Below are 12171 nucleotides of genomic sequence, written 5' to 3' on the forward strand. Positions count from 1 at the left end.
ATGAAGTCGGCCATGCCATGCAACATCAGGAAAAGTATTTACCTCTGGTTTTAAGGAACTTTTCTGTCCCATTTGCATCAATTGTTCTAATTTATCGTGGATAATATTTATAATCGGATTTTTATTTTATAGTCAAGCCTTAATTCAATTGGGAATTTTATTATTCTCTTTGCTGTTTTGTTACATTAATTACACTTCCAGTTGAGTTTAATGCCAGTGCAAGAGCTATAAAAACATTGCCTTTAATGGAATGCCAACATCCGAAGTTGTTCACGTAAAAAGGTTTTAGGAGCTGCCGCTATGACATATGTAGCCTCTGCAGCTATGGCAATATTAAACTTTTGAGAATGATAATGATTGCCGGTATGTTTGGCGATAGAGATTAAAAAAGTCCCACCCGGGACTTTTTTAATTTATATTTTCTATTTCTTTTGAGCTTTATTAAAAGCTTCTTCAGGAGTTAATAATCCTTTTAATGCCATAGTTATATATCTTCTCATTACTTCAGAAAACTTATTATATTCTATTAATGATGGTCTGTTAATAACGTTTTCTAATTCAATTAGTTTATATTTATTATCAATTTGTTACTATACTCTTTATGCATACTTTTATAAATAGGTATTTCATTATCAAATTGATAAAAAATTCTTTTCTCGTAAAATTTTTAAAGCCTTTATTGCTTCACCAATGTTTTTGTATTTCTTAAAATTGCTAATCCCTGAAAACCGCTTACTGACACAGTTTTTTTTTTTTTTAGATATTTCATTGGACACCGGTATTAGTTCCAAACTTCCTTTGTTAACTATTTGGAATATCTGGATCATTCATATATCTTGATTGATATGTCCAATTAGTTGTAAATGCAGCATCTCATTGATAAATATATTTAAAACATCATCTTCTTTAAATTCCAAAGATAATGGATTCATTAATCCTTCATCTAAAAGACTTTTCATATACTTTAATGCTTTTAATGATTCTTGCTATTTACATTTAAACGTCCATTATTGTAGTATCCCCGCCAAAGCACCTAATATCCATGTGAATTCACACATTAGTACTTCTTCATTGGTCCATGAATCGACTATAGGATAGTCAAGAATCCTTTCTCTTTAATAATTTTTGCTTGATATTTCATTTCTTCTAAAGTTTTTGGTGGTTCTTTAAAACCTGCTTTTTTCAATATTTCATTATTTACAAAAAAATGTTGTATATTAACCAGATACGGAAATGCATATATTTTCCGTTATATTTAAATTGATTCAATATATAATCGGGTATATCCTCAAAGATTGTTTTATCTATTAAATCATCTAAAGGCAATATCATATTATTACTGCCAATTCTGGTATCCAGATCAAATCAACTAAAGCTATATCATAAAAAGGATCTTTAGAATTAACTGAAACACTGATATTTTCATACATGTCTTCATAAAATTTAAATGTAACGAATATATTTTTTGCTTTTGTGAATTAATATAATTAATTAGATCTTCAGGTTGATAACCAGCTTGATACATATATAGGAAATTAACCCTAATAATATATTTGTAATTAAAATAATTATCACTAAAATAATATGCTTTTTTATTATTTGATTTTTCATAATTCCCCCTGAGACTTTTATATTTTTTTAATTTATATTGTAATGTTCTTAATCCTATTCCTAATGCTTTAGCAGTCTTAGTTTTGTTCCCTGAATATTTTTCTAAGGTTTTAAATATTAACTCTCTTTCCATTTCTTCTAAAGTCATAGTAGGAATAAAATCATTGTCAGACCTATGATTTTCAACATTTTTCAATAATATTCTATATCAGATTTTTTATTTCTTTTTGAGTGTCATATATAATAAATAATCTTTCAACAAAGTTTCTAATTTCTCTAATATTCCCGGCCAATCATACAACATCAATGTATTATATGCATCCTTGAAAATTTATCTTAGGCTTATTATATTTTACTGAGTATCTTTTGTTAAAAAATTCTATAAATATTGGTATGTCTTCTCTTCTTTCTCTAATTGGCGGAATATTGATATTAATAACATTAAGTCTATAAAATAAGTCCATTCTAAAATTACCTTTTTTAACCTCTTCCTCTAAATTCCTGTTTGTAGCTGCAATAACTCTTACATCTACATTAATTTCTTTTGTTCCCCTACTCTTTCTATTGTTCCATTCTCTAAAACTCTCAATAATTTACTTTGTATTTCTAAAGGTAATTCACCAACTTCATCGAGAAAAATAGTTCCATTATCCGCCAATTCAAATTTACCAGGTTTTGATTTCTCCGCACCAGTAAATGCTCCTTTTTCATATCCAAATAATTCGGATTCAACTAAATCCTTTGGTATAGCGGCACAATTTACTATTATAAACGGATTATCCTTTCTTTTACTAAATCTTTGAATATATCTGGTAAAAACCTCTTTTCCAACACCTGTTTCTCCTGTTATCAAAATATTTGCATCTGTTTCTATAACCTTATTAACTATATATATAATGTTTTTCATAATTTCAGATTGCCCTATTACAAAATCTTCCTTTATATTTTCTTGAACTATATACTTCAGCCTTTCGTTTTCTTTTTCCAATTTTATTTCTTCATAGGCCTTTTCTATTATAAACATCAATCTCTTTAAATCTATGGGTTTTTTAATGAAATCAAATGCTCCGCTTTTCATAGAATAAACTGCGTCTTGAACATCTCCAAAACCTGTCATTATTATTACCTTTAAATAAGGATTGATTTTAATATATTCGCTGATTTTTTCTGTCCCTTTACCATCTGGAAGTATCATATCGAGCAATGCTATATCGTATTGATTTAGTTCTTTAACACTTTTTAAATCATATACCATATCAACATCATATTTTTTCTTTTCCAAAAATTGTTTTAATATATATGCACTATTTTTATCATCTTCAACTATTAATATTTTTCCCATATTACTCTCCTTCCTTAAATTCCAATATTACTTTTGTACCTTCTTTTGAACTTTCTATTTTTATATCCCCGTTTAATTCTTTTACTATCGAATGAACAATAAACAAACCTATGCCATTTCCATATTTTTTCGTTGTAAAAGGCTTAACAAAAAGATTATCTTTATATTCTTCAGGAATACCCTTACCATTATCCGATATAATAACAACAATATTTTTATCTTTCTTTAATACATCTATTTTAATTTTTTTATTTCCCTCTTTATTTTCCAATTCTTCTACTGCATTATTGATTATATTGTAGAACAATTGATTCAATCTTTGAGAATTAACTCTTAATAGTATATTTTCCTTCGAATCAAAATCCACTTCAATAGAATTTTCCAATATTTTATACTTTAATAGATTTAATATCTGAGAAATAACGCTATTAATATTAATCTCTTTATCTTCCGATTCGATAATTGCCCGTGAGGAAAGTTCATCAACTATAGTATCTATTGTTTTAATTTGTTCAATAATCAAATCACTAATTTCCTCTATCTTTTTATTATCTCCAAATTCCATTTTTAAATATTGTAAATTCAGATACATTGAATTTAAAGGATTTCGTATTTCATGTGCTGCTATACGACCAAACTTTTCCTTTTCAACTAATTTTTCATTAAGTGAATATAAATCATTCATTTCTTTTTCCAGCGAAATATCTCTTATTAATATTAATAATGCTTTGTCCAGGAAATTTCTACTAATCTCAATAAGCTTCTGCTCACCATTTATATTTAAAGAATATATTTTATTTTTAGAATTTTTTAATTCCTCTTCACCTATTTCATCTAAAACTTTTTTTCCAAAATCATTCTCTACTTTTATACTTCCATCTAAATCAAAAAATACTATACCTTCATGTAAATTATTAACTAAGTATTTTAATGTGTTTTTTTCACTTTCCAATTTCTTTATATTTTTTTCAATCTCTAAATGCATGCTTTTAAGGTTTTTAGATAAAGAGTTAATAGAATCAACCAAATCTTTATATCTATTATTTTCAGCATTCTCCATATTAATTCTTACATCAAAATTTCCCCTTGCTATGTCTTTTATGGATTTTATTGATAACTCTAAAGTTTCTATATTTTTACCAAAATAAAATAATGCAAAATATATTAAAAATGGGGAAATAAAAATCCATATTAATAATGAAATATTTAAATTTGATGATATATTTTCAAAAAAAACATCTTTAATCTTATTTTGAATAGTGTTTAATTGAGATATATCAAAAGATATAACGAATACAATATTATCTGATAATTTTTCTATTTTAGATGGATATTTTATTTTTTCCTGCCTTTGACAGCAATTTGGCGATTTTAAGGGAAATGGAACGGTAGAATGCGGGTTTGAGGCGTGTATTTTTCAGGAAGTCGAAAAATTGTGTGGCTAACTTTTGTTACAGAGAATTAACTATAATTAGTAATATATTAGTCCTTTTGGTGGTATAATATATATGACAACCACTGAAAGGAGATGTTTTAAAATGTATCCTAAAATATCAAAAGTGAAAGGAAAAAGATATTTAAGGATAATGGAAAGCAAAAGAGAAAATGGAAAAGTGAAACAGCATACAGTAATAAATTTTGGAAATATAGATAAGTATAGTAAAAAAGATATAACAAAACTTGTAGATAGTCTTTTTAAAATATTTGAAATAGATGAATATGAAAAAATAGAAGATGATTTAATGGAAGAAATAGCAAGAAGAAATTACGGAGCCAAAGTAATAGTAAATAAGATATTTGAAAGATATGAGATGAAAAGATATTTTGAAAGACTGGATAAAGAAATAAAATACAATGCAGAAGAAATGTTAAAAATAATGGTGATGAATAGAATAGTAGAACCGAAGAGTAAATTGGGAATATTTAATAATTTAGAGTATTTTGGATATAACAAAGTGGAAGTTAAAAAAGAAAAAGACCTGGAAGAAAAAGATGTAATGCTGCACTGGTTATACAGAACATTGGATATATTGGCAGATAATAAAGAGTCGATAGAAAAACATATGTATAATCAAAGGATAAGTTTGTTTAATACAACGGTAGATTTAGTATTTTACGATGTAACGACATTAGCGTTTGAAACACAACAAACAAATGAAATATTACAAATGGGATATTCAAAAGATAAGAAATTTAATGAATCACAAATAGTATTAGGGATGTCAATAGATCAGGATAGAATGCCAGTTAGTTTTGATATATATGCAGGAAATACATTTGAAGGGCATACATTTAAAGATTCAATAGAAAAAATGAAAAAAGAATATCAATTAGGAAAAGTAATAGTAGTAGCAGATAGAGGAATGATGAGTAAAAAAAATATAGAAGTAGTAGAAAATTCTAATTATGAATTCATAGTAGGAAAATCAATAAAACAAATAAAAAAAGTAAATATATTTGAAGGAGAATTCATAGAACTAGCAAAAGGAATAAAATATAGAGAAGTAGAATATGAAAATAAAAGATTACTCATAATATATTCAGAAGAAAGAGCCAAAAAAGACAGAGCAGATAGACTACGATTAATAGAAAAAGCGAAAAAAATGTTAGAAGAAGGAAATATAGATTCCAAAAGTAAAAGAGGAGCGAAAAAATATTTAAAAGAACAGAACAAACAAAATTATATACTGGACATAGAAAAAATAGAAAATGATGAAAAATACGATGGATACTATGGAATAATAACAAACACAAAACTATCGCCAAAAGAAATATTAGAACAATATCATACATTATGGAAAGTAGAAGAAACATTCAGAACATTAAAAAATTATCTTGAAACAAGACCGGTATTTCATTGGACACCGAAAAGAATAAAAGGACATATTGTAATGAGTTTCATATCTTACATAATTCAAAGAACATTAGAATTAGAACTGGAAAAAAATAATATTGAATACTCTCATGAAAAAATAAGAGAAGCTATAAAAAAAATGGAATACTCTGAAATAAGATTAAAAGACAAATTATTTGCATTAAGAGCCAATTTAAACGATTTTCAAAAAGCCATATTAAAAACATTAAAAATAGAAAAACCGAAAAAAATGATGGAATTAGATGAATTTAAAAAAATAATCTCCTAAAACACGCATGAAAAGCCAAAAAGGAGGAGGTGTGTGGCTAATTTCTCTTTTTATAAAAAGTTAACAATAGCTATTTTTTTGAATAATTCTACTTTTTAGAATTTTGTTGATAATAATAGTGTCAAACTCAGGAGATATATCAAAAGATATAACGAATACAATATTATCTGATAATTTTTCTATTTTAGATGGATATTTTATTTTTTGAGATATAACATAATTATCTTTTATATTAAAATCCGCATAAAAATTATTCTTTTGAAATATTCTATTTTGTTTTCCAATAATAGAAATAATAGAAATTGAGGATAAGTTTAATGAATCAAGAAAGTATCTATCTATTTTCATTGACGAATATACTTCAACATCATCTTTTTTAGAACCGGATATCATGTAAATTCCATTTTCATTTTCAAAATAGCCACTTTTTATTCTTTCTATATCTGGAAACTCACCTATTCTTATCTTTTTTTTATTATTAACTATAATGATAACCCCATCAATAGATGACGAGTTTATCAATTCAGTAATGTATGAATTTACTGTATTAATTAACCCATATTTTGCATAATCTATAATTCTTTGATTTTCTAATATATTATTTGAAAAATTTTTTAAATAATTATTATATTCAAAAAACGTATTTAATGCCGTTGGATATATTTTATTTACTAATTCAAATCCAAAATCATCTATTGTATTTTCTGTATAATCAGATAACTCTCTAAAAATATATTTAGTAATATATGTTTCATTAAATAATATCAATATCGTCGGTAAAAGAACAAATATTAAAATAATAAAAATAAATCTTTTTTTTAATGTCATAATAACCCCAATTTTTGCATACCATATGCAATTTTTGCATATTAATTATAATCTTTTTTTTACAAATGCGCAATTTTTGCGCAGACCTGTAAAATTTTATTAAACAGATTTAATTTAAATAATACTTAAAAATCTTAACTTTTCTTAACTTTGATATTAAGCATTAAAAAAATGGCACACTGTTGCTGATAAATATATTGGATAAATTTTAATTAATCTGGAGGTGGAGTTATGAAAAAGGTTTTATTGGCATTGTTAGTTTTATTCGCTATTTCTATTTATGCATTGGATGTTGGTATTGTTCTTCCTACAAAGGATGAACCAAGATGGGTTCAAGATGAAACAAGGTTTAGAGATGCATTAAAAGACACAAACGTTTCAGTTGAAGTTTTATTCAGTCAGGGAAATCCTGCAAAAGAAAGACAAAATGTAGAAGCATTACTTTCAAAAGGCATTAAAGTATTAATTTTATGTCCTCATGACGCAGTTGCTGCAGCTGGTACAGTGGATTTAGCTAAAAAAGCTGGCGTTACAGTTATTTCTTACGATAGATTAGTTACAAATACAAAATCTGTAGATTATTATGTAACTTTTGATAGTGTAGAAGTTGGTAGGGCACAGGGACAGTTTTTAGTGGATCATGCAACTGGAAAAAATAACCCATTATATTTATATGCTGGTGCATTATCAGATAACAATGCTTTCTTATTCTTTCAGGGTGCATGGGAAGTATTACAACCAAAAATTGCTGATGGGACATTTAGAATTATTAACTCCTCAGAAGCTAAAAAATTACAAAACAAAAAAGAGTTAACAAGAGAAGAAATGGCAAAAATCATTAACCAAATTACAACAGATTGGAGTTTTACAGTAGCCAGAAGAAAAGCAGAAGATAACTTAACAAGAGCTAGAAAAGCAGATAAGGGTACAGTATTTATTTTAGCTCCTAATGATGGTACAGCAAGAGCTATTGCTGATGCATTCAGACAGGATAGAGATGTAAAAAAATACTATGTAACTGGCCAGGATGCAGAAAAGGCTTCAATACAATACATAATCGACGGAAAACAATCAATGACAGTATTTAAAGACGTTAGATTATTGGTAAAAGATGCTATAAATTTAGCACAATTTGTATTAAAGGGCGTAAAACTAATTACTCCTAACTCATATGATAATGGTTCAAAGATGGTTCCTGCAATTCAATCAAATATTGCTGTTGTAACAAAAGATAATGTTAAAAAGGTATTAATAGATTCAGGATATTATAAAGAATCTGATTTTAGATGGTAATTTAAAATGTAATTAAGGGGTAGTGGTAAACGCTACCCTTTTTCAAGTAAGGGGTGATCTTTTTGAGTGAATATATTCTTGAAATGAAAAACATTACAAAAGAATTTCCTGGTGTAAAGGCTCTGGATAATGTGAATTTCAAGGTAAAAAGAGGAGAGATTCATTGTTTGATTGGTGAAAATGGTTCTGGTAAATCCACTTTAATGAAAGTACTTAGCGGATTTCATAAGCATGGAACATATGATGGTCAAATAATATTTGAAGGAAAAGAACAAAAATTCAATACCATTTATGATAGTGAAAAAGTTGGTATTGTTACCATATATCAGGAATTAGCATTAATTCCAGAATTAACAGTATATGAAAATATCTTTTTGGGTCATGAAATAAAAAACAAGGGTATTATTGATTGGAATAAAACTATAACCGAAGCCGAAAAGGTTCTAAAAAAATTGGGTTATACATTAGATACATCAAAAAAGGTCAAAGATTTTGGCGTAGGAGTTCAACAAATTATTGAAATTGCAAAAGCACTCAGTAAAAACGTAAAATTATTAATTCTGGATGAACCGACTTCTGCTTTAAATGAAACAGATAGTGAAAAATTATTACAAATAATAAAAGATTTAAAGAATCATGGAATTACTTCAATATTAATATCTCATAAACTGAATGAGGTATTAGAAGTAGCAGATACCATCACTGTATTAAGAGATGGATTAACTATAACAACAATTGAGAATAATAATATATCAGAAAATGTAATTATTAAACATATGGTTGGTAGAGAAATAAATGATATTTATCCAAAAAGGGATCATGAAATCGGTGACAAATTATTTGAAGTAAAAAATTGGAAAGCTTTTGATAAAAAGAATGAAAGGTATGTAGTTAAATCTGCAAACTTTTATGTTAGACGTGGAGAAATCGTTGGTATAGCGGGTTTAATAGGTGCTGGAAGAACAGAATTGGCTCACAGTATCTTTGGGAATCCCGATGATTATAAAGTTAGCGGAGAGCTATATTTTGAAGGTAAAAAAGTGCAATTTAAATCACCTTCTGATGCAATAAAATCTGGCATTGCCTATGTTTCTGAAGATAGAAAAGGTAATGGTTTAATATTGGATTTTGATATTAAAACAAATATTACCATTGCTAATTTAAAAAAGATCTTAAAAGGAATATTTGTAAATGAAAATGAAGAGGTAATTATAGCAGAAGATTATAGAAAATCCTTAAAAATCAAATCACATAGCATAGAACAGAAGGTATTAAATCTCAGCGGTGGTAATCAACAAAAGGTTTCATTAGCCAAATGGTTATTTGTTACTCCTAAATTGTTGATTTTAGATGAACCCACAAGAGGTATAGATGTTGGAGCAAAACATGAAATTTACAGCATTATGAATGAATTGGTTGCAGAAGGGGAGCATTATCATGATCTCTTCGGAATTACCTGAAGTTCTTGGTATGAGCGATAGAATCTATGTTATGCTGGTGGAAAAATCATTGGAGAATTAAGCAATAAAGAAGCTACTCAGGAAAAATTATGGCAATGGCTGTAGATATTAAGGAGGAATTTGTATGTTTGGAGAATTAAAAACTTTGCTTAAAAAGCATATAAGAGAATGGAATGTATATAGCTCTTGTAATTATTATGTTAATTTTCTCTTTCTTAACTGATGGATTATTTCTTTCCGCTAGGATATAAGTAATTTATTTAACCAGATGGGTTACATCGCTGTTTAGCAGTTGGTATGACATTGGTTATTGTTATAAGACATATAGATCTTTCTGTAGGTTTTGGTTCTGGTTTTTTAGGTGCAATTGCGGCTATTTTAATGATGCAACACAATATGCCAGTTCTTCCTACCATATTAATAGTTTTTGCTCTGGGAATTATTTTTGGTTTAATCAATGGTTTTTTATCTCATTTATTGGTCTCCCATCATTTGTTATGACATTGGCAGGGATGCTGATTTTTAGAGGCGGCTTACTTGTTGCAACACAAAAAACCGGTACAATAATAATATCAAACGATACATTTAATGAAATCGGAAATGGATATATACCTGATTTTTCCACAACGAAAATATCCACGTTACCACTCTATTAATAGGTATAATTATAATTTATTTTATATTTACTTCGAAAAAAGAAGAAATAATAAGATAAAATATAATTTTGAAGTATTATCTATACCCATATTCATATTAAAAATCCTATTAATATCCTCAATAGTAGGTTATCTTTTCTGGATATTAGCAAGTTATAATGGTCTATCATGGACATTTGTAATAGTATTAATCGTTACTTTTATTTATCATATTATGACAACAAAACGGCTTTGGGAAGATATATATGCTGTTGGTGGAAATCCAGAAGCAGCTAAATTAAGTGGAATTAGCTTAAATAAGATAACATTATTCGTTTTTGGCTCAATGGGGTTATTAACAGCATTATCTGGTATTTTATACGCATCAAGATTCCAATCTGCAACCCTACAGCAGGAACATTATTTGAACTTGATGCTATTGCTGCTGCATATGTTGGTGGCGTATCTGCAGCCGGTGGTGTGGGTAAGGTTACTAACTCTATTGTCGGTGCTTTAGTTATGGCATCACTTATTAACGGAATGAACCTATCGGTGTAGGTATATCTTTCCAATATATTATTCGTGAGCAGTTTAATTGCAGCTGTTGTATTTGATATAAAAACAAGAAGCAAAGCATCTTAAAAACCCTTCCTTTATAGATAACCCCCATTTATGGGGTTATTATTTTTAATATTAATATGATATAATTAAAAAAGATTATAAAGGGAGTTTTTATTATGAATATCGATTTTGATAATTTGATTTCTTTATATATTTTTAGATAAAAATGGAAAAATAAAAGATATTAATAATTATGGATGCAAATACTTGGCATGCAAAAAATGAAATTATAAATTTGAATATTTTGATAATTTTATTCCTGACGAGGAAAAGAAAATAGAATTCTGAACTTCAAAACATTTTTTGATGACGTAAATAATACTTTTAAAAAAAAATATATTAAAATTCATAACTCCTGAAAAAAAGAAGTGTTTTTAGAAACATATAGTTGCATTGTTTTCTCAGAGAAAAAAGAAAAAATAGGATTAATTGGCTTTGGATTTAATATAACAGAAAAAATAAGATATGAGAATTTACGAAAAAAATTGATATGGTTCATCAACTAATTATTAATTCTTATACTTGTCTGATAATTCAAATATATATCAATTTTTCCTGGAAAAAGCTGTTAAATCATTGACAATGCTGATGCTGGAAGTATTTTGATGAAAGAAAATGATGGATTATTTCATTTTGTCGCAGCAGTTAATTTTGATCTCGATGAATTGCAAAAAGTAAGTTTACCAAAAAAACTTCTTTTAGCAACAGATAAAGTTGTTATTAGAAAAAACATTATACCTGATTATAAAATGAAGATGATACAAAAATAATGTTGTCTGCTGGGAAAAATAAAAAATAAATCCACTCTAATTATTCCTATTATTATAGATGGGATAATGGTCGGAACGATAAATCTTGATTCATTCAAAAATGAAAACTCCTTAAATGCAGAAGATATACACATTGGGGAAATAATTTCAAATGAGCTTTCACAGGTTATTAAAAAAAAAAATTAGAAAAAAAACTTAAATATTTAGCTTTACATGATCAATTAACAACATTACCCACAGGGTTTATTTATACGAATATGCAGAAAATATCATTAAATTAGCAAAAAAAAAAAATATGAAATTAGCTTTTGTTTACATTGACCTGGAAAAATTCAAGTCTATCAATGATAATTACGGCCATGATGTTGGCGATCATTTTTTGTATGAATTTGCAGATGCCCTGAAAAATTCTATAGAGAAAGTGATTTTCCTGCAAGAATTGGAGGAGATGAATTTATTGTTATCTTA

The 12171-nt window shown here is 27.1% G+C and carries 10 protein-coding genes and 3 pseudogenes; 8 read left to right on the forward strand and 5 right to left on the reverse strand.

The window, feature by feature from the left end; translation table 11 throughout:
- Window positions 1-173: 173 nt before the first annotated feature.
- Window positions 174-278, forward strand: a pseudogene (locus DJ007_RS21125) (zinc metallopeptidase); the annotation flags it as partial.
- Window positions 279-827: 549 nt separating this feature from the next.
- Here the strand turns inward: DJ007_RS21125 and DJ007_RS19645 are convergent.
- The 4 genes and pseudogenes from DJ007_RS19645 to DJ007_RS14355 all read right to left on the reverse strand — a co-directional run bounded on the left by DJ007_RS19645 (window position 828) and on the right by DJ007_RS14355 (window position 4013).
- Complete coding sequence (locus DJ007_RS19645) at window positions 828-959, reverse strand: hypothetical protein (RefSeq protein ID WP_276318821.1); 132 nt, start codon at window positions 957-959, stop codon at window positions 828-830.
- A gap of 416 nt (window positions 960-1375) precedes the next feature.
- Entirely contained in the window at window positions 1376-1807 is a 432-nt protein-coding gene (locus DJ007_RS14340) for a helix-turn-helix domain-containing protein (protein WP_129410160.1), read from the reverse strand.
- A gap of 115 nt (window positions 1808-1922) precedes the next feature.
- Window positions 1923-2953: pseudogene (locus DJ007_RS14350) on the reverse strand (sigma-54-dependent transcriptional regulator).
- Between the two features lies 1 nt (window position 2954).
- Entirely contained in the window at window positions 2955-4013 is a 1059-nt protein-coding gene (locus DJ007_RS14355; protein WP_129410161.1) for a sensor histidine kinase, read from the reverse strand.
- Between the two features lie 448 nt (window positions 4014-4461).
- Between DJ007_RS14355 and DJ007_RS14360 the strand changes: the two genes are divergently transcribed.
- The gene (locus DJ007_RS14360) at window positions 4462-6096 is read left to right on the forward strand and encodes an IS1634 family transposase (RefSeq protein ID WP_129409300.1); all 1635 of its coding nucleotides are present in this window, start codon (window positions 4462-4464) and stop codon (window positions 6094-6096) included.
- Between the two features lie 60 nt (window positions 6097-6156).
- On the opposite strand, the gene DJ007_RS14365 is transcribed toward DJ007_RS14360, so the two are convergent.
- Window positions 6157-6924 (reverse strand): hypothetical protein, encoded by a 768-nt coding sequence (locus tag DJ007_RS14365; protein WP_129410162.1) that lies wholly within the window; start codon window positions 6922-6924, stop codon window positions 6157-6159.
- Between the two features lie 231 nt (window positions 6925-7155).
- Between DJ007_RS14365 and DJ007_RS14370 the strand changes: the two genes are divergently transcribed.
- The 6 genes and pseudogenes from DJ007_RS14370 to DJ007_RS20680 all read left to right on the forward strand — a co-directional run.
- Window positions 7156-8217: a sugar ABC transporter substrate-binding protein gene (locus tag DJ007_RS14370; protein ID WP_129408264.1), complete on the forward strand. Its 1062-nt coding sequence runs from the start codon at window positions 7156-7158 to the stop codon at window positions 8215-8217.
- Between the two features lie 62 nt (window positions 8218-8279).
- Window positions 8280-9782, forward strand: a pseudogene (locus DJ007_RS14375) (ATP-binding cassette domain-containing protein).
- 192 nt (window positions 9783-9974) lie between these two features.
- Window positions 9975-10178, forward strand: a complete 204-nt coding sequence (locus DJ007_RS16515; RefSeq protein WP_206076414.1) for a hypothetical protein — start codon at window positions 9975-9977, stop codon at window positions 10176-10178.
- A gap of 87 nt (window positions 10179-10265) precedes the next feature.
- Window positions 10266-10829, forward strand: a complete 564-nt coding sequence (locus tag DJ007_RS16520; protein WP_206076415.1) for an ABC transporter permease subunit — start codon at window positions 10266-10268, stop codon at window positions 10827-10829.
- 709 nt (window positions 10830-11538) lie between these two features.
- Window positions 11539-11703, forward strand: coding sequence for a hypothetical protein (locus DJ007_RS15050; RefSeq protein ID WP_165974216.1), 165 nt, complete (start codon window positions 11539-11541; stop codon window positions 11701-11703).
- Window positions 11704-11932: 229 nt separating this feature from the next.
- Window positions 11933-12171 (forward strand): diguanylate cyclase domain-containing protein (locus tag DJ007_RS20680; protein ID WP_368359959.1); only part of this gene is annotated, 239 nt, incomplete at its 3' end.

Source organism: Marinitoga lauensis (assembly GCF_004135675.1).
Taxonomy (GTDB): Bacteria; Thermotogota; Thermotogae; order Petrotogales; family Petrotogaceae; genus Marinitoga; species Marinitoga lauensis.

Coding starts and splice junctions, on each gene's coding strand:
- DJ007_RS14370 (WP_129408264.1), top strand. CDS start 7,156: ATGAAAAAGGTTTTATTGGCATTGTTAGTTTTATTCGCTATTTCTATT.
- DJ007_RS14360 (WP_129409300.1), top strand. CDS start 4,462: ATGACAACCACTGAAAGGAGATGTTTTAAAATGTATCCTAAAATATCA.
- DJ007_RS15050 (WP_165974216.1), top strand. CDS start 11,539: ATGAAAGAAAATGATGGATTATTTCATTTTGTCGCAGCAGTTAATTTT.
- DJ007_RS16515 (WP_206076414.1), top strand. CDS start 9,975: ATGACATTGGTTATTGTTATAAGACATATAGATCTTTCTGTAGGTTTT.
- DJ007_RS19645 (WP_276318821.1), bottom strand. CDS start 959: ATGAAAAGTCTTTTAGATGAAGGATTAATGAATCCATTATCTTTGGAA.
- DJ007_RS14355 (WP_129410161.1), bottom strand. CDS start 4,013: ATGGAGAATGCTGAAAATAATAGATATAAAGATTTGGTTGATTCTATT.
- DJ007_RS14365 (WP_129410162.1), bottom strand. CDS start 6,924: ATGACATTAAAAAAAAGATTTATTTTTATTATTTTAATATTTGTTCTT.
- DJ007_RS16520 (WP_206076415.1), top strand. CDS start 10,266: ATGAAATCGGAAATGGATATATACCTGATTTTTCCACAACGAAAATAT.